Raw genomic sequence first — 23,065 nt, forward strand, 5'->3', positions numbered from 1 at the left:
CCTTAGAGCGACGTGATGCGGTGACGGATGGCGGTGCCGATCTCGGAGGTGCTGCGCCGGGCCTCGCCGCGATCCGCGAGGTCCGCCTCGACCGCCGTGGTGATCCGGCCTGCGGCCTCCGTGTGCCCGAGATGCTCGAGCAGGAGGGCGGCGGAGAGGATCGCGGCGGTGGGGTCGGCGAGCTGCCGCCCAGCGATGTCGGGAGCGGAACCGTGCACCGGCTCGAACATGCTGGGGAAGGCGCCGTCGGGGTTGATGTTGCCCGAGGCCGCCAGTCCGATGCCACCGCTGATCGCGGCGGCCAGATCGGTGAGGATGTCGCCGAAGAGGTTGTCCGTGACGATGGTGTCGAACCTACCAGGGTCGGTGACCATGAAGATCGTCGCCGCGTCGACGTGCAGGTAGTCGACCGCGACCTGCGGGTAGTCCTTGGCGATGCGGTCGACGGTGCGCGACCAGAGCCCGCCGGCGTGGCTGAGGACGTTGGTCTTGTGCACCAGCGTGAGCTTCTGCGCGGGACGTGCGGCCGCGGTCGCGAAGCCGAAGCGCACGAGGCGCTCGACGCCGTGCGCGGTGTTGACCGACACCTCGTTGGCGATCTCGTGCCTCGTGCCGACGCGGATCGCGCCGCCGTTGCCGACGTAGGGCCCCTCCGTGCCCTCCCGCACCACCACGAAGTCGACGTCGCCGGGCTGGGCGAGCGGACTGGTGACGCCGGGGAGGATGCGGCTCGGCCGCAGGTTGACGTAGTGGTCGAACGCGAAGCGCAGCTTGAGCAGCAGCCCGCGCTCGATGATGCCGCCGGCGAGCCGGGGGTCGTTCGGGGCGCCGCCGATCGCGCCGAAGAGGATCGCCTGGTGCTGCGCGAGCCTGTCCATGGTCGCGTCGTCGAGGATCTCGCCGGACTCGAGGTAGTGCTCCGCGCCGAGGCGGTAGTGGGTCTCCGACACCCGCACCTCGTCGCGCACCGCGAGGTGCAGCGCCTGCAGCGCCTCCGCGACCACCTCGGGGCCGATGCCGTCCCCGGCAATGACGGCGAGATCGAGGTGGCTGGGGCTCATGCGGACTCCTGGGAGGACGGTGGGGCTGGAGCCTCCAGCGTATCTGCCGCCCGGCCGCGCCTGGACGCGCTCTGGCAGGCATCCGCTCGGCGCGGTGGGCGGCAGTACCGTCGGGGCATCGCAGGCCCGGCCGTCGCATCCCGCGCCGGACGACGAGCCGCGACCGTACCGAGAGGAGTGCTCATGAGCATCGGCGGCGGCATCTTCCTGTTCGTGGTGGGGGCCATCCTGGCCTTCGCCCTCAACATCCAGGTGGAGTGGATCGACCTGACGATGGTCGGCTACCTCCTCATGGGCGCCGGATTCGTCATCACCATGATCGGCATCGCGATGCTCGCGCGTCGTCGGCAGTCGGTCACGACCCAGCGCACCGTCCGCGACCCCGCAGCGGATGCGACGGTCACCGAGCGTCGCACGGACCAGACCCCTGACCCGCCAGACGACGGAGCCCGCCCGATGACGGAGCCCGCCGCGCCTCCTCGGGGCGGCGGGCTCCGTCGTGCCCGGAGGACTACTCGGTGATGTCGATCTCGCGGAGCAGCTGCGCGTCGATCGCGGTCCGCACCGACTCGAGCAGCGCGTCGGGCGCGGGCGAGTCGATGGTCAGCACGCTGAGCGCCTGGCCGCCGGCCTCGGTGCGGGCGATCTGCATGCCCGCGATGTTGATGCCGGCCTCGCCGAACTCCTTGCCGTAGACCGCCACGATGCCGGGGCGGTCGGCGTAGACCATGACGATGTGGTGCTCGGCGAACGGCACCTCGACGTCGTAGCCGTTGATCTCGACGAGCTTCTCGGTCTGCTTCGTGCCGGTCAGGGTGCCCGAGACCGAGATCTGGGTGCCGTCGGCCAGCGCGCCGCGCAGGGTGATGAGGTTGCGGTACTCGTCGCTCGCGCCGGCGGCGATGAGCCGCACCTCGACCCCGCGCTGCTCGGCGAGCAGCGGAGCGTTGACGTAGCTGACGGTCTCGCTGACGACGTTCGTGAAGATGCCCTTGAGCGCGGCGAGGCGCAGCACCTTGACGTCGTAGTCGACGAGCTCGCCGCGCACCTCGACGTCGACGCTGGTGAGCGCCGCCGTGGCGAGTCCGCTGAAGACCTGGCCGAGCTTCTCGGCGAGGGGGATGCCCGGCCGCACGAGCGGGTCGATGACGCCGCCGGCGACGTTCACCGCATCCGGCACCAGCTCGCCGTCGAGCGCGAGGCGCACGCTCTTCGCGACCGACACGCCCGCCTTCTCCTGCGCCTCGTCCGTCGAGGCGCCGAGGTGCGGGGTGACGATGACGTTCTCGAGGGCGAGCAGCGGCGTCTCGGGGGCCGGCGGCTCGCTGACGAAGACGTCGAGGCCGGCCGAGCGGATGGTTCCGGCGACGAGGGCGTCGTGGAGGGCGGCCTCGTCGATGAGGCCGCCGCGGGCGACGTTGACGATCGAGGCGGTCGGCTTCATCTTCGCCAGCTGCTCGGCGCCGATCATGCCCGTCGTCTCGGGGGTCTTCGGCATGTGGATGCTGATGAAGTCCGACTGCTCGAGCAGCTCGTCGAGGCTGACCGGGGTGACACCCAGCTGCTGGGCGCGGGCCGAGGTGATGTAGGGGTCGTAGGCCACGACCTTGACGCCGAAGGCCTGCAGGCGCGCGGTGATGAGGGCGCCGATGCGGCCGAGGCCGATGATGCCGACGGTCTTCTCGAAGAGCTCGGTGCCCGTGTACTTCGAGCGCTTCCACTGGCCCTGCGCGAGCGCGGCGTGCGCGGCCGGGATGTGCCGGGCGAGGCTGAGGATGTGACCGACGGTGAGCTCGGCGGCGGAGATGATGTTCGACGTCGGCGCGTTGACGACCATGACGCCGGCCGCGGTGGCGGCCTTGATGTCGACGTTGTCGAGGCCGACGCCCGCGCGGGCGATCACCTTGAGCTTCGTCGAGGCGGCGATCGCCTCGGCGTCGACCTTCGTCGCGCTGCGTACGAGGATGGCGTCGGCATCGGCGATGGCGGCCAGCAGGGCGGGCCGATCGGTGCCGTCGACGGAGCGGACGTCGAAGTCGGGGCCGAGGGCCTCGACGGTCGCAGGGGAGAGTTCTTCAGCGATCAGAACGATCGGCTTCGCCACGGATCGGATCCTTCGGGGTGCTGCAGCACGGTTCTGGAGGCGCTGGACCCGCGGGGTGCTGCGACCCGCGGGCACCCGACCACCCTAGTGCGCCGCGGTCCCCGCATCCGACTCCCCGGGGCGCACGCCGCCCTGCGCCGCCGCGGCCAGCTCGCGCACGAAGGCGAGCACCGCGTCCGTCGCCGGCGGCAGTGCTCGACGCCCCGTCCGGTGCCGTACGGCGACCCGCCGCGCGCCGAGCCCAGGCACGTCGACGATCTCGACGCCCTCGGGCAGGTCGCGCTGCAGGGCGAGCGAGGGGATGAGGGCCACGCCCTCCCCCGCGGCGACCAGCGCGAGGGCCGTCTCGTAGTCGCCGTAGCGGTGCACCGATGCGCCGGAGTCGCCGAGCGAGCGCCGCACGCGCGCAGCCGCCGAGGCCATGGCCGCGCTCGAGTCGACGCCCAGCCAGGGAGCGCCGAGCCGGTCCCAGGCCACGAGCCCCTCGCCCGCGGTCGAGTGCGCTGGAACCACGAGACGCCACGGGTCGTCGAGCAGCGGCACCTCGCGCAGCGACAGCGGCAGCGCGGCGGCCGCCTCGTCGGCGTCGTACTCCACGACCGCCAGGTCGAGGTCGCCCGCGCGCAGCTCGCGGGCGAGCACGTCGCCCGAGCCCTCCATGATCTCGATCGCGATGCCGGGCTGCCGCTCGCGCCAGGCGGGCAGGCCCGGGATGAGCACGACCGAGAGGAAGGTCTGGAAGCCGCCGACCCTCACGTGCCCCTCGAGGTCGCCGGCCCGCGCGGAGAGCCTCCGACGCGCCTCGCCGAGCTCGCGTTCGATGTTCTCGGCGACCTCGACGAGGTCGCGCCCCTCGGCGGTGAGGGTCACCCCGCGGGGGTGCCGCTCCAGCAGCGCGGCGCCGACCTCGCGCTCGAGCCGGGCCAGCTGCTGGGACACCGCGGAGGGGGTCACGTGCAGCAGGTCGGCTGCGGCGAGCACCCCGCCGGCGCGGGCGACGGCGAGCAGCACGCGCAGCCGCCGAGGGTCGATCTCCATGTTCAGAGAATCTACATGCCGGAGTCAGAGGAATGAACTGGTGGTGAAGGGCGGATCGGGCGCAGGATGATCACGAGCACGGCGCGGGTTCCCGAGGCACGGCATCACCCTCCCTCCCCCGTTCACCCCTCCCAGGAGACCGCCGTGCTCGACGCCCTCGCCCCCGTGCTCGCCCCCGCCCTCGGCTGGACCGGCACCGTCGGCACCCTCGCCGCCTACGCGCTGATCGCCCGTGGTCGCGTGCACGCCCGCTCCCTGACCTACCTCGTGCTGAACGGGGCCGGCGGCGTGGTCGGCGCGCTCGGCGCCGCGCTCTACGAGGCCTGGCCGAGCTTCGCCTCGAACGCCGTCTGGGCCGCATTCGCGCTGCACGGTCTCGTCACCGCGCTGCGCTCGCGGCGGCGCGTCGAGGCCGAGCTGCCCGTCTCCGACGTAGTCGTGCCCGACGACACGAGCTCCCTGCTGGTGATCCCCGGGCCGGAGCCCGAGGTCGTCGTCGTGCCGGACGACACGCGCTCGCTCGAGATCATCACGCCCGAGGCCGCCGCCGCCGCGCGCGGGCCTAGCCGAAGAGCGAGAAGTACAGCTGGAGGCCGAGGCGCTCGAGGCTCAGCGCGAGCACCGCGACGGTCGCCAGGCCGACGAGCAGAGCGAGGACGACCTGCCAGATCGGCCGGCGCCTCGTCACCAGCAGCGCCGCGACGAACACCACGAACGGCACCGCCACCGACGCGAGGTACACGGCCCACGGCAGCGCCTGCTCGAACTCGGCGTAGCCCTGCGCCATGCCGATCCAGTTGCCCACCGCCTCCCACACGTCGTAGGCGTAGAAGAGCCCGAAGACCACGGCGACCGTGCCGAGCAGCCAGGTCGGGCGGAGGGGCCTCCGTCCGGCCACCGCGCTCTCGGCGGTCTCGGGTTCGGTGGCGTGCTGCATCCGCTCGTCCTCGTGGTCGTCGCGTCGGGTGGTCATCGGATCAGGATGAAGGGCCAGGGCACGAGCAGCAGCATGCCGATGACGAGCCAGAGCAGCTTGACCGGCGCCGGGCGATGCCGGGTGAGCAGGAGGGCGGCGCCGAACCAGAGCGCCGGCGCGGCGACGGCGAGCCACTGGCCGAGCACGTACATGACGCCCGGAAGACCGTCGAGCGCGGGCTGCTGCCGGGCCGAGAGGACCCATCCGATGGTGAAGAGCAGGTAGATGCCGCCGAGCACGCCGGAGGCGACGAGCAGCACCGAGCTGGAGCGCTCGGCGACCGGCTCGGCCGAGGCGGGCTCGCCCCCTCCGGGGCGACGGTGTCGTCGAAGCGTTGCGCGCCGACCGGGGCGGCGGCCCGGCTCGAGGTGCGCACCGGCGCCTCGTCGCCCGCCCAGCTCAGTGCCTCGTCGTCGTCGTCGTGCGGCTCCGGCGAGCGCTCGGCGATCATCCGCCCCGCACCTCGGCGAGGCGGCCGGTGACGACGTCGAGCAGAGCGGGGAACAGCGGATGCGCATCATCGATCCCGGTCAGCTCGACCACGAGCTCCTCTGCCGGGACGCCGGAGCCGAGCCGTTCCTGCAGCTGCACCGCCTCGGCGTCGTCGGGCGCGTCGAAGCGCAGCGCGGCACCGACGGCACCGATGAGGCCGCCGGTCGGCAGGCCGAGCTCCGCGAGCTGCGCGGCGGGACCGATGAAGCGCTCCTGCCGGCCGAGCTTGCGCAGCGGCCCGCGGCCGACCCGCTCGCAGGTGTCGGGCAGCTCCGGGTTGGCGATGCGCTGCAAGGTCTTGTCGATGTAGGCCTGCTGCTCGGCCTCGCCGAAGCCGTGCTTCGCCACGAGCAGCGCCTTGGTCTCGTCGAGCACGGCGCGCACCGTGCGCTCGAGCCCGGCGTCGGCGAGCACCTCGCGGATGGTGCCGATGCCCCGGTCGCGGCCGTGGTACGCGGCCGTCGCGTGCGCGGTGTTGACGGTGAAGAGCTTGCGCTCGATGAACGGCGCGAGATCGTCGACCCAGGTGATGCCGACGATCTCCGGCTCGGCGCCATCGAAGGGCGTGCGGTCGACGACCCACTCCGAGAACGTCTCGAGGGTGACGTCGAGGCCGCCGCGCTGCTCCGGCACGATGCGGTCGATCGCGCAGTTCGCGAAGACGGCGTTCGCGCCGTCCGCACCGCGCAGCACCTCGCCGCGCAGGATGTCGGTACCCCCGATGGCGTTCTCGCAGGCGATGACGACCAGCTTCGGCGCATCGGCCGCGCGGGCGGCGAGCCCCTTCGCGATCACCGGGGCGACGAAGGGCAGGATGCGCGCGCCGACGGCCGTCGTGACGATGTCGGCCGCGGCGATCTCGGCGACCAGCGCCTCCTCGTCGGTGCGGCTGTTCACGGCACGGTAGCCGTCGACGACGTGGTCGCGGGCGCCCTCGCCGATCTCGTGCACGACGTAGGACGGCTGCGCCTGCAGCGCCCCGATGAGCTCGTCGCTGACGTCTGCGAAGACGACCTCGTATCCGCTCTCGTGGAGGAACTGGGCCACGAAGCCCCGCCCGATGTTGCCTGCCCCGAAATGCACCGCTGTCGCCATGCCCCGATCCTATCGAGCGGCCCGCACGCGAGCCGGACGCTGGATGAGAGCGACCTCATCGAGGCCTCACGGGGATCTCACGGGCCGTCACGAGCATGGTGCTCGACCGGGCGCAGCAGCGACCGGCCCACCGCATCCATCCCGCACGGAAGGTCGCCCCGTGGCCACTCGCATCGCCCTCTACTCGCACGACTCGGTCGGACTCGGCCACGTGCGCCGCAACCTCGCCATCGCGCACCAGCTCAGCGCCTCGCTGCCCGCTGCGACGGGCGAGCCCGTCTCCGGCCTGCTCATCACCGGTCAGCCCGGCGCCACCGTCTTCCCGACGCCGGAGGGATGGGATTGGCTGGTCGTCCCCGGCGTCGCCCCCGCCGCCGACGGCTACGCTCCGCGACGGATGGGGTCCGGCATGGGCCGGGTCACCGGACTGCGGTCCGCGGCGATCGGCTCGGCGCTCGACGCCTTCGCCCCCGACCTGCTCGTCATCGACCGGCATCCGCTCGGCGTCGCCCGCGAGCTCGAACCCGCGCTCGACCGGCTGCGCCGCGACCGCCCCGGCTGCGCCGTTGTGCTCGGGCTGCGCGACGTGCTCGACGACCCGGCCGCGATGGCCGCCGAGTGGTCGCGCATCGGCGGAGCGGATGCGGTGCGCCGCCGTTTCGACGCCGTCTGGGTCTACGGCGACGACGCCGTGCACGACCCGCTGGCCGCCGGCGAGATCCCCGCCGGACTGGGCCGCCTCGTGCGCAGCACCGGCTTCCTCGCCCACGGACGCCCCGTCGGGCGGGACCGATCCCCCGAGCAGCCCTTCGTGCTGACCACGGTCGGCGGTGGCTCGGACGGCCTCGAGCTGGCGTTGGCCGCGGCAGGCGCCCCGGTGCCGGCCGGGCACCACCACGTCGTCGTCACCGGCCCGCAGATGCCCGCCGGCGATCGCGCCCGGGTGCGCGCGGCCGCGGGGCCGGACGTGCGCGTGGTGACGAGCGTGCCGGACGCCCTCGCCCTCGTGCGCCGGGCCAGCGCGGTGATCGCGATGGGCGGCTACAACTCCGTCAGCGAGGTCATGAGCACCTCGACGCCGGCGCTCGTGGTGCCGCGCGTGCGGCGCCGGCGCGAGCAGGCCATCCGCGCCGAGGCCCTCGCCCGGCGCGGGCTGCTCGACGTGCTCGACCCCGCGCGGCTCGACTCCGCGGCCATCGGCGACTGGCTCGCCGCGCGCGTCGGCGACGCCGTCGACCGCAGCGGCGTCGACCTCGACGGCCTCGCCCGGATCGGCGAGCTCGCCGCCGCCCTCATCCGCCGCCCCGCCAGGAAGGACCTCGCCCATGCCGTCTGAGACGCCCCGCATCGGCTACGTCGTCAAGACGTACCCCCGCTTCTCGGAGACCTTCGTCGTCTCCGAGCTGCTCGCCCGGGAGGCCCGTGGCGAGCGCTGCACGATCTTCTCGCTGCGCGCGAGCGCCGACGAGCGCTACCACCCCGAGCTCGCCCGCGTCGAGGCCCCGGTGCGGCACCTGCCGCGACCCGAGAAGGCGAGCAGCGCCTGGAGCGCCCTGGCCGAAGCGGCGCACGGGGACCCCGTCGTCGCCGCCGGCATCGCCCGCGAACTGCCGGAGCTGCTGCAGGCGCCCGTCACCGAGGCCGTGCACGCCGTGCGCGTCGCCCGGCTCGCCCGCGACCTCGGCATCGAGCACCTGCACGCCCACTTCGCCTCGACCGCGACCACCGTCGCGCGGCTCGCCGCGCGCGTCGCCGGGCTGCCCTATTCGTTCACCGCGCACGCGAAGGACATCTTCCACGACGAGGTCGACGAAGCCGACCTCGGTCGCAAGCTGGCCGATGCGCACCACGTCGTCACCGTCTCCGAGTACAACCTGGCCGACCTGCGCCGCCGGTTCCCGTCGTCGGCCGGCAGGCTGCACCGCGTCTACAACGGCCTCGAGATCGAGCGCTTCCCCTACCGCGACCGCCCCGCGCACGGCGGCCCGCTGCGCGTCGCGGCCGTGGGCCGGCTCGTCGAGAAGAAGGGCTTCGCCGATCTGATCGAGGCGGTGCGGATGCTCGGCGAGCGCGGCGTGCCCGTCGAGGTGCGCCTCGCCGGCGGCGGCGAGCTGCACGACGAGCTCGCGGCGCGCATCCGCTCGGCCGGTCTCGACGACCGCTTCGCGCTGCTCGGCCCGCGCACGCAGGCCGAGGTGCGCGAGCTGCTCGACTGGTGCGACGTCTTCGCCGCGCCCTCGGTCGTCGGCATCGATGGCAACGCCGACGGGCTGCCCACGGTGCTGCTCGAGGCCATGGCCTCCGGGGCCCCATGCCTGGCGACGGACGTCACCGGCATCCCCGAGGTGATCCTCGATGGCGTGACCGGGCGCCTCCTGCCCCAGGCCGACCCGCTCGCCCTCGCCGATGCGCTGACCGCGATCGCCGACGATCCCTCGGCGGCGCGGGCCATGACCCGCTCGGCGCGGGCGCTCATCGAGCGCAGCTTCGACAGCGCCCGCCAAGCGGAGCAGCTCGCGGAGCTGGTCGCCGGCGGCGCCCTGGCCGAGCGGGCGGTGGCCTGATGCGCATCGCCTACCTCTGCGTCGACCCCGGGGTGCCCGTCTTCGGCCGCAAGGGCTCGTCCGTGCACGTGCAGGAGATGCTGCGCGCGATGCGCCGGCTCGGCCACGAGCCCGCGCTCTACTGCGCGAGGGTCGGCGGCGAGCCGCCCGCGGACCTCGCCGACGTGCCCGTCGTCGAACGCCGGATCCACGGCGCGGCGGGCGCCGAGCGCGAGCGGGACACGGCCGATGCGGCCGCGGAGCTCGCGCTGGCCGCGATCGCCGACGGCTGCGACCTCGTCTACGAGCGTTACGCCCTCTTCAGCGAGGCCGCGGCGGTGGTCGCCCGCACCGCCGACGTGCCCTCCGTGCTCGAGGTGAACGCGCCGCTCGTCGAGGAGCAGGCCCGCCACCGGGTGCTGGACGACCGCGCGGGCGCGGAGCGCGCGACCCGGGCCTCGCTCCAGGCGGCCAGCACGGCGGTCTGCGTCTCCGGCCCCGTCGAGGACTGGGCGCGCGAGCAGGGCGCGCCGCGCACGATCGTGCTGCCCAACGGCGTCGACGTCGACCGCTTCGCCCCGGCCGCGCACGCGCCGACGGACCGGCCCACGATCGCCTTCGTCGGCACCCTGAAGCCCTGGCACGGCGTCGACCGGCTGCTCGAGGCCGCTGCCGGGCTGCCGCTGCGGCTGCTCGTCGTCGGCGACGGACCCGAGGGCGCAGCGCTGCGCGAGCGCGCCGAGCGCCTCGATCTCGAGGTCGAGTTCACCGGAGCGGTCGAGCCGTCGGCGATCCCCGAGCTGCTCGCCCGAGCGGATGTCGCCGCCGCACCCTACCCGGGCGGCGAGGAGGACTACTTCTCCCCGCTGAAGGTCTTCGAGTACCTGGCGGCGGGTCTGCCCGTGGTCGCCAGCGCCACCGGCCAGCTCCCGATCCTGCTGCGCGACGGCGTCACGGGTGTGCTCGTGCCCCCGGGCGATGTCGAGGCGCTGCGCGCAGCGCTCGCCGAGCTGATCGACGATCCCGCCGCACGGCGGCGCATGGGCGCCGCGGCACGCGCCGAGGCCGTACGCGAGCACGACTGGCGCCGGGTGGCGCAGGCGGCGCTCGATGCGGCGACCGGCGCGTCCGCCCATCCGCTCGAGGTGGCGTCGTGAGCCGCCGGGAGCCCGGGCCCCTGCGCCGCACGCTGCGCATCGTGCGCCCGGAGCTGCGCGGCCAGCGCACCCTCACGGCCGGCGGCATGCTGGCGCTGCTGGGCGAGGTGTGCTTCCGCATCCTCGAGCCCTGGCCGATCAAATGGGTCATCGACGCCGTGAGCGCGAGCCTGGGCGCCGACGTGCCCGGCATCGGCGGCGGCGGCGCCTCCATGCCGCTGCTCCTCGGCTGCGCCGCGGCCCTGCTGGGCATCGTGGGGATGCGCGCCCTCGCCGCGTACCTGTCGACCGTGCAGTTCGCGATCGTCGGATCGGAGGTGGCCACCGCCCTGCGCGCCCGCGTCTTCGACCACGTGCAGTCGCTGTCGATGCGGTATCACGCGACCGCGCCGGCGGGTGACACCGTGCAGCGCCTCGTCGGCGACGTCGGCCGGCTGCAGGAGGTCGCCGTGACCGCGGGGCTCCCCTGGTCGGCAACGTCGTCACCCTGCTCGTGCTGCTCGTGGTGCTGCTGCTGCTCGACCCGCTCATGACCGCGATCGTGGCCGGCGCGGCGCTCGCGTACCTGCTGGTCTCGCGGGGCAGCACCAAGCGCATCACCGCGGCGTCGCGCACGACCCGCAAGGGCGAGGGCGCGCTGGCCGACACCGCTGCCGAGAGCCTCGGCGCGATGCGCGTCGTGCAGGCCTACGGCCTGCAGTCGACGGTGGCCCGCCGCTTCCAGGGCGGCAACGACCGGGCGCTGCGCGAGGGGGTCAAGGCCAAGCGGCTCGCCGCGCGACTGGAGCGCGGCACCGACGTCATCGTCGGCGTCGCGACCGCGCTGGTGCTCGTCCTCGGCGGCTGGCGGGTGTCGCAGGGGGCGCTGACCCCCGGCGATCTGGTCATCTTCGTCATGTACCTGAAGATCGCGATGCGCCCGCTGAAGGACATGGCCAAGTTCACGGGCCGCATCGCCCGGGCCGCGGCCTCCGGGGAACGGGTGGCCGATCTGCTCGACGAGCGCGCCGACATCGTCGACGCGCCGCACGCGAAGGATGCCCGCATCCGCTTCGGCTCCGTCGAGTTCGACGATGTGACGGTGCGCCATGGCGGCACCACCGTGCTCGATGGCCTGCGTCTGAGGATCGCACCGGGCGAGCACGTCTGCCTGCTCGGCGCCTCGGGAGCGGGCAAGTCGACGCTCGCCTCGCTGATCCCGCGCATGCTCGACCCCGTCGACGGCACGGTGCGCATCGACGGCGACGACCTGCGCGACCTGAAGCTGCAGGGCCTGCGCAGTCAGGTCTCGCTGCTGCTGCAGGAGTCGGTGCTGTTCGCCACCACCGTGCGCGAGAACATCCGCTACGGCCGGCTCGACGCCAGCGACGAGGAGGTCGAGCGAGCTGCCCGCGATGCGGAGGCCCACGACTTCATCGCCGCGCTGCCCGACGGCTACGAGACGCGGCTCGGCGCGCGGGGCGACACGCTCTCCGGCGGGCAGCGGCAGCGCATCGCCATCGCACGGGCCCTGCTGCGCGACGCCCCGGTCGTCGTGCTCGACGAGGCCACGACCGGGCTGGACCCCGCCGCGCGCGCCCAGGTCTCGGCGTCCCTCGCCCGGCTCACCGCGGGGCGCACGACGGTCGCCATCACGCACGACGCTGCCGCCGTGCGCGGCGCCGACCGCGTGCTCTGGCTCGAGGACGGCCGCATCGTCGAGGACGGACGGCCCGCCGACCTGCTCGAGCGACCGGGCAGCCGCTTCGCGACGTGGTTCCGGGGTGCCTCGGATGCGGAGCAGCCGTCCGTCTCCGCCGGCCCGATGCCGACCCGCCCGCTCCCGCTGCCGGCGACCCCGGCGACCGCGCCGCTCGAGGTGCTGCGATGACCGCCGTGCGCAGCGGCGCCGAGGCGGCGATCCTCCTGCGCGAGCGACGGGTGCCGGGCCTCGCCCTGCTGCTCGACGCCGACCGTCTCGCGCAGGCCGTCGGCGAGCCGGCGCGCATCGAGCGGATGCGGTGGAAGCCGGGCGCCGGCGTCGTCGCGTCGCTGCGCACCGAACGCGGCGGCAGCCGCTTCCTCGCCGCCTACGCCGACGCCGCGAAGGCCGCGAAGGACCTGCAGACGGCATCCCGCCTCGGCGCGCGGCTCACCGCCGTCGGCGACGTGCCCGGCACGGTGGTCGGCGCCCTCGACGGCGACCGGGCCATCGCGCGCAGCCTCGCCCGGCTGCGCCGCCGCCTGCCGGGCGTCGACACCGGCTCGCTCGTGCTGCGCCACAACCCGGCCCGGCGCATCGTCCTGCGCCTCGCCGACGGCCGGGTGCTCAAGCTCGCCGCCCGGGGCCGCGACCGCGTGCTCGTCGCGATCGTGGGCGGTGACCTCGCCGCGGCCGGGGTGCCCGTCGTCGCCGAGGCGGCCGTGCCGCGGGTCGCCGAGGCCACCGTGCTGCCGTGGTGGGGCCGCGGCGATCTCTCGGCCCGACCCGACCCGACCGCTGCGCGGCTCGCCGGCCTCGCGACCGCGGCGCTCCACGACGCCTCCCCGCCGGCCGGCGCGATCCTGCTCGCGGAGCGCTCGCTGCGCCGCGAGCTGGTGCGGGCTCGCGACGGCGTGGCCGCCGTCCTGCCGGGCCTGGCACCGGAGGCGGGGGCCGTCGTCGACGCCGTGCTGCGCGGCGTGGAGCGCTCGGCGACCCCGCCGACCGTCGCCCACGGCGACCTCTCCCCGATCAGGTGCTGCTCGGCGATGACGGGGTGCGCCTCATCGACCTCGACCGCGTCTGCCTCGCCAGCCCCGCCGCCGACCTCGGCTCGTTCCGCGCCGCAGCCGTGCTCGCGGGTGCCGAGCCGCTCGCCGACGCGCTGCTCGACGGCTACGCCGAGCAGCGCGCGGCTCCGGGCGAACGGGAGCTGCGCCTGCACACGGCCGCCTCCCTGCTGAGCCGGGCGATCGAGCCGTTCCGCACGCGTCAGGACGGATGGGACGAGGCCGTCGAGCGCACCCTGCGCCTCGCGCAGGCGGTGCTGCCGTGACCGCCCTCCTCGTCCCCGCGACGGCCGAGGACGAGCACGACCGCACCTGGATCATCCGACGCGCCTGGCCGGACAAGGAGGGCGGCGTCACCGTCGAGGCCGTGCACCCGGCCGAGCGTCACGCCAGGGCGGGCCGGATGGTCGGCGGTGCCGTCGAGCTCGGGCCGCTCGGCGCGGACCGCCGCCTGCCCGCGCTCGCCGAGGCCGCCCGCAGCGGCACCGTGCTCGTGCACCGGCTCGGCCGCCGCGCCGTGGTGCGGGAGCACGACGGCGGCGCCTACCGGAAGATCGTGCGGGCGGGCCGCGCAGCGGAGCTCGCCGCGAGCTCGGCACCGGAGGGGTGGCCCGCCGCCTTCACGCTCGCCGCCGTGCTCGAGGCGGACGAGCAGTCCGTGCGCTTCGCCGCGCTGCCCGGCCGCACCCTGCGAACGATCGGCGCCGCCGAGGGCGACGAGTGGATCGCGGCCTGGCGCGCCCTCGCCGAGGCGTGGGCGGACGTGCCCGGCGCGCCCGCGTCGATCGGCGCCGAGCACGGGCCCGAGCGCGAGGCCGCGGTGCTGCTCGCCTGGGCGCGCATGGCCGCTCCCCTCGGCCCGCACGCGCCGGCCCTGCTGCGCCGCGCCGAGCGCCTCGCCGAGCGCCTGCAGGACGGCACGGCCCAGCCCCTGCGCCCGGCGCACCGCGATCTGCACGACGGCCAGGTGCTCTGGCACCCGCGGCACGGACTGGGTCTGCTCGACCTCGACACGGCCGCGTCGGCGGAGCCGGCGCTCGATCTCGGCAACCTGCTCGCCCATCTCGACTGGCGGGTGCGGCAGGGCGGCCTGCGCGCGCTGCGCGCCGCCCGCATCCGCTCGATGCTGCAACGCACCGCTGCCGCCGTCGACGTGGATCCGGAGCGGCTGCGGCTGGCCGAGCGGGTCGCCGCGCTGCGGATCGCGTGCGTGCACCGTTTCCGCCCGCCGAGCCGCGCCGCCGCCGAGCGGCTGCTGCTCGACGAGCTCGCGCGTTGACGAGAGCAGGGGCCGGATGCTTCTGGCATCCGGCCCCTTCGGTGTCGCGTGGTTACCGCGACGGCTCGCACGAACTACAGCGAGATCACCGCGCAGCGGTGCCCTCCGTGTAGTCGTCGTCGGTCGACTTCCACGAGAAGAGGGCGCGCAGCTCGCGGCCCGTCGCCTCGATGGGGTGGCCCTCGGCCTTGGCGCGCAGCGCCTGGAACTCGGGGGCGCCGGCGTCCTGGTCGTCGATGAAGCGCTTCGCGAAGGCACCCGACTGGATGTCCGCGAGCACGGCCTTCATGTTCTCCTTGACCGACGGGTCGATCACGCGCGGGCCGGAGACGTAGTCGCCGTACTCCGCGGTGTCGCTGACCGACCAGCGCTGCTTGGCGATGCCGCCCTCCCAGATGAGGTCGACGATGAGCTTGAGCTCGTGCAGCACCTCGAAGTACGCGATCTCGGGCTGGTAGCCCGCCTCGGTCAGGGTCTCGAAGCCGTACTGGATCAGCTGCGACACGCCGCCGCAGAGCACCGCCTGCTCGCCGAAGAGGTCCGACTCGGTCTCCTCGGTGAACGTGGTGATGATCGTGCCGGCGCGGGTGCCGCCGATCGCCTTGGCGTACGACTTGGCGGTGTCCCAGGCCGAGCCCGAGGCGTCGCGCTCCACGGCGATGATGTCGGGGATGCCGCGGCCGGCGACGAACTCGCGGCGCACCGTGTGACCGGGGGCCTTCGGGGCGACGAGGATCACGTCGACGCCCTCGGGGGCGTCGATGTAGCCGAAGCGGATGTTGAAGCCGTGCGCGAAGGCGAGGGTCTTGCCCGCGGTCAGCTTGTCCTTGATGGAGTCGTTGAAGATCGAGCGCTGGTGCTGGTCCGGCGCGAGGATCATGATGAGGTCGGCCCACTCGGCGGCGTCGGCGACGTTCAGGACGCGGAAGCCCGCCTCCTCGGCCTTGGCGGTCGACTTCGAGCCCTCCTTGAGGGCGATGACGACCTCGACGCCCGAGTCGCGCAGGTTCTGCGCGTGGGCGTGACCCTGCGAGCCGTAGCCGACGACGGCCACCTTCTTGCCCTGGATGATCGAGAGGTCGGCGTCGTTGTCGTAGACGATCTCAGCCACGGATGTGTCTCCTTGCGTTGGGGGTTTGCGATGCGATCGGCGGATCGCGGTTCAGTTCTTGTAGACGCGCTCGGTCATCGACTTGGAGCCGCGCGCCACGGCCACGAGGCCCGACTGCACGATCTCCTTGACGCCGTACGGCTCCAGGATCCTCAGGAAGGCCTTGGCCTTGCCCGAGTCGCCCGTGAGCTCGATGACGAGCGCATCGCTCGCGACGTCCACCACGTGGGCGCGGAAGAGCGAGGTGGCCTCGAGGACCTGGGACCGGGTCGTGTTGTCGACCCTCACCTTGATGAGCAGGTGCTCGCGCTGCACGGATTGCGCAGGGTCGAGCTCCACGATCTTGATCACGTTCACGAGCTTGTTGAGCTGCTTGGTGACCTGTTCCAGCGGGAGGTCCTCGACGTCGACCACGACCGTGATGCGAGAGAGGCCCTCGAGCTCGGTCGGGCCCACGGCGAGGCTCTGGATGTTGAAGCCGCGGCGCGAGAACAGCCCGGCGACACGGGTGAGCAGACCCGGCTTGTCCTCGACGAGGAGCGAGAGCACGTGCGCCATCAGCGGGCACCTCCGTTCTGGTCCGCGGCCAGCGCGTCGTCCTCGACGCGTCCGGTCTCCGAGAGGTCGTCGTCGAAGGAGGGCGTGCTCGCGGGCGTACTGCACGTAGGAGTTGCTCACGCCCTGCGGCACCATCGGCCACACCATCGAGTCGGCGCTCACGACGAAGTCGATCACGACCGGGCGGTCGTTGGTCTCGAGCGCCAGCGCGATCGCGGCGTCGATCTCCTCCTCCTTCTCCACCCGGATGCCGAGGGCGCCGTACGCCTCCGCGAGCTTCACGAAGTCGGGCACGCGGATCGAACCGTGGCCGGTGCTGAGCTCGGTGTTGGAGTAGCGGCCGTCGTAGAACAGCGTCTGCCACTGGCGCACCATGCCCAGCGAGGAGTTGTTGATCACCGCGACCTTGATCGGGATGTCGTTGATGACGCAGGTGGCGAGCTCCTGGTTGGTCATCTGGAAGCAGCCGTCGCCGTCGATGGCCCAGACCACGCGGTCGGGCTCGGCGACCTTGGCGCCCATGGCCGCCGGCACCGAGTAGCCCATCGTGCCGGCGCCGCCGGAGTTGAGCCACGCGTTGGGGCGCTCGTACTTGATGAACTGCGCCGCCCACATCTGGTGCTGGCCGACGCCGGCGGCGAAGACGCCCTCCGGACCGGTCAGCTCGCCGATGCGGGAGATGACGTGCTGCGGGGCGAGGAGGCCGTCGGTGGTCGGCGCGTAGCCGAGCGGGAACTGCTCGCGCAGACCGTTCAGGCGCTCCCACCACGCGGTGTAGTCGGCGGGGGCCTGCGATGCCGAGGCCTGCTTGACCGCGGCGAGCAGGTCGACCAGCACGTCCTTGAGGTCGCCGACGATCGGCACCTCCGCGGTGCGGATCTTGCCGATCTCCGCCGGGTCGATGTCGACGTGCACGACCTTGGCCTCCGGGGCGAAGAGCGCCGCCTTGCCCGTGACGCGGTCGTCGAAGCGGGCGCCGAGCGAGACGATGAGGTCGCTCTCCTGCAGCGCCAGCACGGCGGGCACGGTGCCGTGCATGCCGGGCATGCCGAGCTGCAGCTCGTGCGAGTCGGGGAAGGCGCCACGCGCCATGAGCGTCGTGACGACCGGGGCGCCGACCTGCTCGGCGAGGGCGAGCAGCTCCTCCGAGGCGCGGCTGCGGATCACGCCGCCGCCGACGTAGAGCACCGGCTTGCGCGCCTCGAGGATCAGCTGCGCCGCGGCGAGGATCTGCTTGCCGTGCGCCTTCGTGACGGGGCGGTAGCCGGGCAGGTCGAGCTTGGGCGGCCAGGAGAACTCGAACTCGTCCTGCTGGGCGTCCTTCGTGATGTCCACGAGCACGGGGCCGGGGCGTCCGGTCGTCGCGATGTGGTGAGCGGATGCGAGCGCGCCGGGGATCTCGGCGGCCGACTTCACGAGGATCGAGTGCTTCGTGATCGGCATCGTGATGCCGATGATGTCGGCCTCCTGGAAGGCGTCCGTGCCCATGAGCGTCGAGAACACCTGGCCGGTGATGGCGAGCAGCGGCACCGAGTCCATGTAGGCGTCCGCGATGGCGGTCACCAGGTTGGTGGCGCCGGGTCCGCTCGTCGCGATCGCGACGCCGAGCTTGCCGCTCGCGGCGGCGTACCCCTCGGCCGCGTGGCCGGCGCCCTGCTCGTGGCGCACGAGGATGTGGCGGATCTTGTCCGCGTCGAGCAGCGGGTCGTAGACGGGCAGGATCGCGCCGCCGGGCAGGCCGAAGACGTCGGTGACGCCGAGGGCCTCCAGCGAGCGGACGACGGCCTGCGCGCCCGTCATGGTCTCGCCGCGCGCGGGCGCGGCCGATGCCGGAGTGGCCGGGAAGTCCAGGGACATGGTGAGCCTTGTCGTGGAGTTGGTTTGCGGGAGGTCAGGGCCTCAGCCCGTGACGGCGCCCTCCGCAGCGGAGCGCACCAGACGGGAGTACTTGGCCAGCACGCCTCGGGTGTAGCGCGGGGGAAGCGGGGCCCAGCCCTCACGGCGGGCCTCCAGCTCGGCGGCGTCGACCAGTAGGTCGATCGAGCGAGCGGCGATGTCGACGCGGATGAGGTCGCCATCGCGGACGAAGGCGATGGGACCTTGATCCACTGCCTCGGGAGCGATGTGGCCGATGCAGAGGCCGGTTGTGCCGCCCGAGAATCGTCCGTCCGTCAACAGTAGTACATCCTTGCCGAGCCCCGCGCCCTTGATGGCCGCGGTGATGGCGAGCATCTCGCGCATGCCCGGACCGCCCTTGGGGCCCTCGTAGCGGATGACGACGACGTCGCCCTTCGAGATCCTGCCCTCGGTGAGCGCGTCCATGGCGGCGCGCTCGCGTTCGAAGACGCGGGCGGGGCCCTCGAAGACCTCGGCGTCGAAGCCGGCGGTCTTGACGACGGCGCCCTCGGGGGCGAGCGACCCGGAGAGGATCGTGAGGCCGCCGGTGGCGTGCAGCGGATTGTCGAGCGTGCGCAGCACCTTGCCGTCGAGCGGGTCGGGGTCGATCGCGGCGAGGTTCTCGGCCACCGTCTTGCCGGTCACGGTCATCGCGTCGCCGTGCAGGAGGCCCGCGTCGAGCAGCGCCTTCATGACGACGGGGATGCCGCCGTGGCGGTCGACGTCGTTCATGACGTACTGGCCGAAGGGCTTGAGGTCGCCGATGTGCGGCACCTTCGCGCCGATGCGGCTGAAGTCGTCCAGGGTCAGGTCGACCTCGGCCTCGTGGGCGATCGCGAGCAGGTGCAGCACGATGTTGGTCGAGCCCCCGAGCGCCATGCCCACGGCGATCGCGTTCTCGAACGCCTCCTTGGTGAGGATGTCGCGCGCGGTGATGCCCTGGCGCAGCATCTCGACGACGGCCTCGCCGGACTTGTGCGCGAAGTAGTCGCGGCGTCGGTCGGCGCTGGGCGGACTGGCCGAGCCGGGCACCGACATGCCGAGGGCCTCGGCGACGCTCGCCATGGTGTTCGCGGTGTACATGCCGCCGCAGGCGCCCTCGCCCGGGGCGATGGCGCACTCGATGCGGTGCAGGTCCTCGAGGCTCATGGTGCCGGCCTTGCAGGCCCCGACCGCCTCGAAGGAGTCGATGATGGTGACCTCCTTCTCGGTGCCGTCGGTGAGCTTGACCCAGCCGGGCGCGATCGAGCCGGCGTAGAGGAAGACGGAGGCGAGGTCGAGGCGGGCGGCCGCCATGAGCATGCCGGGCAGCGACTTGTCGCAGCCGGCGAGCAGCACGGTCCCGTCGAGGCGCTCGGCCATGACGACGGTCTCGACGCTGTCGGCGATGACCTCGCGCGAGACCAGCGAGAAGTGCATGCCCTCGTGGCCCATCGAGATGCCGTCGGAGACGGAGATGGTGCCGAACTGCAAGGGGTAGCCGCCGCCGGCGTGCACGCCCTCCTTGGCCCCCTGCGCCAGCCGGTCGAGCGAGAGGTTGCAGGGGGTGATCTCGTTCCAGGAGCTCGCGATGCCGATCTGGGGCTTCTCCCAGTCGTCGTCGCCCATGCCGACGGCCCGGAGCATGCCCCGGCTCGTCGCTGCTTCGATTCCATCGGTGACGTCGCGACTGCGCGGCTTGATGTCGATTTCCGGCATGTTACGCAGACTATCGCGCGGTCGATGGGCCGCCGGACACATCGACACCTGTCGAATTGACGGTCGCGGCACGTCGTCCGGCCAGGTCGGCGAGCAGCCGGGCGAAGGCGTCGGGATCCGCCACCCGGTGCCGCGCGACGGTCTCCGCGTCGCCCACCTTGACTCCCAGATCGAGCGGATGGAGGGCGGCCAGCGCGTCCTCGTCCGTCACGTCGTCGCCGGCGAACACCACCGCCGAGGCTCCCGCCTCTCGCCGCAGCGCCTCAATGGCGTCGGCCTTCGTGGCGGTGCTCAGGGACACCTCGAGCACGTCGCGGCCGAAGCGGCGCTTCAGCCCCGGCAGGTCGTCGATCGCGGCCACGGCGGCCGCCTGCGCACGTTCGGCGGCGCTCGCATCCGCCGACCTGCTGTGCACCGCCGCGCCGTGCGGCTTGCGCTCGATGCGGATGCCCGCCAGCCCGGCGACCGCGTGCTCGAGCCGGGCGATCAGATCGGCCCGGACGGCCTCGTCCACCGGAGCCGGAACGGGTCCGTCGCCGACATCGAACTCCTCGCCGTGCGAGCCGGCGAGCAGCCATCCGGTCGCGGCCTCCCCCACCGCGCGCAGATCGTCGAGCCCACGACCGGAGACGAGCGCAACGCGGGTGCGCGGCAGCGCTGCGAGGGCGACGAGCGCCGCCCGCGCCTCGGGCAGCATCCGCGAGGCGCCGGGCTCGTCCACTAGGGGCGCGAGCACGCCGTCGAAGTCGAGGGCGACGAGCAGCACGTCGACCTCGGCGACCCGCTGCAGCTCCCGAGCCAGCGCGTCGGTCACGAGGCCGTCCCGCGTTCCACGGCGGTCTCGTCCGCCGTCGAGGACGTGTCGGCGACGGCCTCCGCGCCGGGGCCAGACTCCGGTTCGGGCAGCACGGCGGGCACCTGCTCGGGATGGCGGGTCGCGGCCAGCGCCGTCAGGAAGCTCGACGACCAGCGCGCGACGTCGTGCTCGAGCACGCGCTTGCGCAGCGCGCGCATGCGGCGCTGCTGCTCCCGCGGCTCCATCCCCGCGGCGTGCACGATCGCGCGCTTCAGGCCCACGATGTCGTGCGGGTTGATGAGCAGTGCCTGCTTGAGCTCGTCGGCGGCCCCGGCGAACTCGCTGAGCACCAGCACGCCGCGCTCGTCGTTGCGGCTGGCGACGTACTCCTTGGCCACGAGGTTCATGCCGTCGCGCAGCGCCGTGACCAGCATCACGTCCGCAGCGAGGTAGAGCGCCACCATCTCCTCGCGGGGGTAGCCGTGGTGCAGGTAGTTGATGGGCGCGTGCTCCATCGTGCCGTGGTCGCCGTTGAGCCGGCCCACCGAGAGCTCGATCTCGTCGCGCAGCTGGCGGTACGTCTCGACCCGCTCGCGGCTCGGGCTCGCCACCTGCACGAGGGTGACCTCGCCGACCTCCAGCGCACCGTCGGCGATGAGCTCGCCGAACGCCTTGATGCGGTGGCGGATGCCCTTCGTGTAGTCGAGCCGGTCGACGCCCAGCATGATCGTGGTCGGGTTGCCGAGCTCCTGACGGATCTGCTTGGCGCGAGCCTGGATGTCGGGGCGCCGCGCCATCTCCGCGTACTGCTCGGCGTCGATCGAGATCGGGAAGGCCTTCGCGAGCACGCGGCGCACCGTGCGCCCCTTCTTGCTCCGCCCCGTCGCCGCGGCGTCGTCGTCCGCGACCGGCACCTCGATCGTGGGGGTGGTCACATGGCCGAGGATGTGCCGCACGGCGCGAGCGAAGCCGCTCGCATCCGACTGCCGCTGGAAGCCGATCACATCGGCGCCCAGCAGGCCCTCGAGGATCTCCTTGCGCCACGGGAGCTGCGCGAAGATGCCGTACGGGGGGAACGGGATGTGGTTGAAGAACCCGATCGTGAGGTCCGGACGCGCCTCGCGCAGCATCTGCGGCACGAGCTGCAGCTGGTAGTCCTGCACCCAGACCGTGCCGTCCGCCTCGACGATGTCGAGCACCGCGTCGGCGAAGCGCCGGTTCACGGCCACGTACCGGTCCCACCAGACGCGGTGGTACGTCGGCGGCGCGATGACGTCGTGGTAGAGCGGCCAGATGGTGTCGTTGCTGAAGCCCTCGTAGTACTGCTCCACGTCGCGCTTGCTCAGCTGCACCGGCACGAGCCGCATGCCGTCGTAGTCGAAGGGGTCGAGTTCGAGATCGGGCTGGCCGGCCCAGCCCACCCACGCGCCGTCGGAGCTGCGCATGACCGGTTCGAGGGCGGTGACCAGGCCGCCGGGCGAGACCTTCCAGCCCTCCGAGCCGTCGTCGGCGACGATGCGGTCCACCGGCAGGCGGTTGGACACGACGACGAAGTCGTAGCGGACGGCGGGCTCGCGCTGCGCGGTGATGATGGACTCGCTCCTCGGCGCCGCCCGGGCGACGGCCGCATCGATCTGAGCCGTCAGGATATCGGAGGGGCCCCGGCGGGCAGCGGATGAACAGGTGTCGCCCAGCGCCGTCAGCCGGTCGTCGACGGCAACGCCAGGGTCGCGTCCGCGGCCTCCGCGAGGGCGACACCGTAGTGCCGCCCGTGGCCCGCGGCATGCACGGCGAGCGGATGCAGCTGGTGCAGCGGCACGCGGTCCCGCCAGCCCCGACGCAGCGGGTGCGCCGCATCGTAGCCGGCGAGCACCGCGTCGAGATGCGGCAGCCCGAACAGGGCGAGCATGGCCAGGTCGCTCTCGCGGTGCCCGCCGTGCGCGGCCGGGTCGATCAGCACGGCCCCGTCGGCCGTCCACAGCACGTTGCCCGACCAGAGGTCGCCGTGCAGCCGGGCCGGCGCCTCGTCGTCGTCGAGCTCGCCGCTGCGGAGCCGGTCGCAGGCCTCGATCACCCGGCCGAGCTCGCCGCCGCGCAGGTCGCCGACCGCCCGTGCGATGCGGGCGAAGGGCAGCACCCGCTGCTCGGCGAAGAATCCGCCCCAGGACGCCTCGGGGCGGCACTCCTGCGGTCGCCTGCCGATGAAGTTGGGCCCGTGCCAACCGTCCGGCGGCGCGCCGAACGCCGCGGCGCCCGCAGCGTGGGTCGCGGCGAGCCGCCGCCCGAACGCCTCGGCCTGCCGCGGAGTCGGCCGCGCCTCGCGCAGTCTCGCGAGCGCGATCCGGCCCGATCCCGACTCGATCACCGGCACGATCGCGGCGCCCGCGGGCGCCGCGGCCAGCCAGGCCAGACCGGCGGCCTCGGCCTCGAAGAAGCCCTCCGGTGCATCCGCCCGCTCCTTGATCACGACGTCGTCCATCCGCCCAGTCAACCGCTGCCCGCGCCGCGGA

Annotated in this window: 19 protein-coding genes and 3 pseudogenes; 9 read left to right on the plus strand and 13 right to left on the minus strand. The window is 73.4% G+C overall.

Features of this window, described 5'->3' with window-relative positions; all coding sequences use genetic code 11:
- Positions 1 to 2 precede the first annotated feature (2 nt).
- Positions 3 to 1,061: a 3-isopropylmalate dehydrogenase gene (locus QQK26_RS05810; protein WP_284230957.1), complete on the minus strand. Its 1,059-nt coding sequence runs from the start codon at positions 1,059 to 1,061 to the stop codon at positions 3 to 5.
- A 183-nt stretch (positions 1,062 to 1,244) separates the two neighbouring features.
- Between QQK26_RS05810 and QQK26_RS05815 the strand changes: the two genes are divergently transcribed.
- Positions 1,245 to 1,583 (plus strand): DUF6458 family protein, encoded by a 339-nt coding sequence (locus QQK26_RS05815; RefSeq protein WP_348519990.1) that lies wholly within the window; start codon positions 1,245 to 1,247, stop codon positions 1,581 to 1,583.
- Here QQK26_RS05815 and serA read toward each other — a convergent pair.
- Positions 1,573 to 3,165, minus strand: coding sequence for a phosphoglycerate dehydrogenase (gene serA / locus QQK26_RS05820; protein WP_284230959.1), 1,593 nt, complete (start codon positions 3,163 to 3,165; stop codon positions 1,573 to 1,575). The two genes, QQK26_RS05815 and serA, sit on opposite strands and share 11 nt — an antisense overlap.
- Before the next feature lie 84 nt (positions 3,166 to 3,249).
- Entirely contained in the window at positions 3,250 to 4,203 is a 954-nt protein-coding gene (locus tag QQK26_RS05825) for a LysR family transcriptional regulator (RefSeq protein WP_284230960.1), read from the minus strand.
- 66 nt (positions 4,204 to 4,269) lie between these two features.
- Here QQK26_RS05825 and QQK26_RS16405 point away from each other — a divergent pair.
- A pseudogene (locus QQK26_RS16405) lies at positions 4,270 to 4,590 on the plus strand (CBU_0592 family membrane protein); the annotation flags it as partial.
- Between the two features lie 175 nt (positions 4,591 to 4,765).
- Here QQK26_RS16405 and QQK26_RS05830 read toward each other — a convergent pair.
- The 3 genes from QQK26_RS05830 to QQK26_RS05840 form a co-directional block, all read right to left on the minus strand.
- Entirely contained in the window at positions 4,766 to 5,176 is a 411-nt protein-coding gene (locus tag QQK26_RS05830) for a hypothetical protein (RefSeq protein ID WP_284230962.1), read from the minus strand.
- On the minus strand, positions 5,173 to 5,439 hold the full coding sequence (locus QQK26_RS05835; protein WP_284230964.1) for a hypothetical protein: 267 nt from the start codon (positions 5,437 to 5,439) through the stop codon (positions 5,173 to 5,175). The genes QQK26_RS05830 and QQK26_RS05835 overlap by 4 nt, the downstream gene beginning before the upstream one ends.
- 187 nt (positions 5,440 to 5,626) lie before the next feature.
- Entirely contained in the window at positions 5,627 to 6,766 is a 1,140-nt protein-coding gene (locus QQK26_RS05840; RefSeq protein WP_284230966.1) for a mannitol-1-phosphate 5-dehydrogenase, read from the minus strand.
- A gap of 160 nt (positions 6,767 to 6,926) precedes the next feature.
- Here QQK26_RS05840 and QQK26_RS05845 point away from each other — a divergent pair, with 160 nt between their 5' ends.
- From QQK26_RS05845 to QQK26_RS05875, 7 genes are all read left to right on the plus strand, one after another.
- A complete protein-coding gene (locus tag QQK26_RS05845) occupies positions 6,927 to 8,102 on the plus strand; it encodes a glycosyltransferase family protein (protein WP_284230968.1) in 1,176 nt (391 codons plus the stop codon).
- Positions 8,092 to 9,330: a glycosyltransferase family 4 protein gene (locus tag QQK26_RS05850; protein WP_284230971.1), complete on the plus strand. Its 1,239-nt coding sequence runs from the start codon at positions 8,092 to 8,094 to the stop codon at positions 9,328 to 9,330. Before QQK26_RS05845 ends, QQK26_RS05850 begins: the two co-directional genes overlap by 11 nt.
- A complete protein-coding gene (locus QQK26_RS05855) occupies positions 9,330 to 10,466 on the plus strand; it encodes a glycosyltransferase family 4 protein (RefSeq protein WP_284230973.1) in 1,137 nt (378 codons plus the stop codon). The genes QQK26_RS05850 and QQK26_RS05855 overlap by 1 nt, the downstream gene beginning before the upstream one ends.
- Positions 10,463 to 10,999, plus strand: a complete 537-nt coding sequence (locus tag QQK26_RS16190; RefSeq protein ID WP_348519991.1) for an ABC transporter transmembrane domain-containing protein — start codon at positions 10,463 to 10,465, stop codon at positions 10,997 to 10,999. Before QQK26_RS05855 ends, QQK26_RS16190 begins: the two co-directional genes overlap by 4 nt.
- Complete coding sequence (locus QQK26_RS05865) at positions 10,960 to 12,336, plus strand: ABC transporter ATP-binding protein (protein ID WP_348519992.1); 1,377 nt, start codon at positions 10,960 to 10,962, stop codon at positions 12,334 to 12,336. Before QQK26_RS16190 ends, QQK26_RS05865 begins: the two co-directional genes overlap by 40 nt.
- Complete coding sequence (locus tag QQK26_RS05870) at positions 12,333 to 13,391, plus strand: aminoglycoside phosphotransferase family protein (RefSeq protein WP_284230975.1); 1,059 nt, start codon at positions 12,333 to 12,335, stop codon at positions 13,389 to 13,391. Before QQK26_RS05865 ends, QQK26_RS05870 begins: the two co-directional genes overlap by 4 nt.
- 88 nt (positions 13,392 to 13,479) lie before the next feature.
- Positions 13,480 to 14,496, plus strand: a complete 1,017-nt coding sequence (locus QQK26_RS05875; protein ID WP_284230979.1) for an aminoglycoside phosphotransferase family protein — start codon at positions 13,480 to 13,482, stop codon at positions 14,494 to 14,496.
- Between the two features lie 85 nt (positions 14,497 to 14,581).
- On the opposite strand, the gene ilvC is transcribed toward QQK26_RS05875, so the two are convergent.
- The 7 genes and pseudogenes from ilvC to QQK26_RS05910 all read right to left on the minus strand — a co-directional run.
- Entirely contained in the window at positions 14,582 to 15,607 is a 1,026-nt protein-coding gene (gene ilvC / locus QQK26_RS05880) for a ketol-acid reductoisomerase (RefSeq protein ID WP_284230981.1), read from the minus strand.
- Between the two features lie 51 nt (positions 15,608 to 15,658).
- Positions 15,659 to 16,165: an acetolactate synthase small subunit gene (gene ilvN, locus QQK26_RS05885; RefSeq protein WP_284234471.1), complete on the minus strand. Its 507-nt coding sequence runs from the start codon at positions 16,163 to 16,165 to the stop codon at positions 15,659 to 15,661.
- An 81-nt stretch (positions 16,166 to 16,246) separates the two neighbouring features.
- Positions 16,247 to 18,022 (minus strand): annotated as a pseudogene (locus tag QQK26_RS05890) (acetolactate synthase large subunit); the annotation flags it as partial.
- 42 nt (positions 18,023 to 18,064) lie between these two features.
- Entirely contained in the window at positions 18,065 to 19,759 is a 1,695-nt protein-coding gene (gene ilvD, locus QQK26_RS05895) for a dihydroxy-acid dehydratase (protein WP_284230983.1), read from the minus strand.
- 10 nt (positions 19,760 to 19,769) lie between these two features.
- The gene (otsB, locus tag QQK26_RS05900; protein ID WP_284230985.1) at positions 19,770 to 20,573 is read right to left on the minus strand and encodes a trehalose-phosphatase; all 804 of its coding nucleotides are present in this window, start codon (positions 20,571 to 20,573) and stop codon (positions 19,770 to 19,772) included.
- The gene (locus QQK26_RS05905) at positions 20,570 to 22,099 is read right to left on the minus strand and encodes an alpha,alpha-trehalose-phosphate synthase (UDP-forming) (protein ID WP_431307984.1); all 1,530 of its coding nucleotides are present in this window, start codon (positions 22,097 to 22,099) and stop codon (positions 20,570 to 20,572) included. Before QQK26_RS05905 ends, otsB begins: the two co-directional genes overlap by 4 nt.
- 155 nt (positions 22,100 to 22,254) lie before the next feature.
- Positions 22,255 to 23,061, minus strand: a pseudogene (locus QQK26_RS05910) (fructosamine kinase family protein); the annotation flags it as partial.
- Between the last annotated feature and the right edge of the window lie 4 nt (positions 23,062 to 23,065).

It is taken from the genome of Arenivirga flava, assembly GCF_030161575.1.
Lineage (GTDB): Bacteria > Actinomycetota > Actinomycetes > Actinomycetales > Microbacteriaceae > Arenivirga > Arenivirga flava.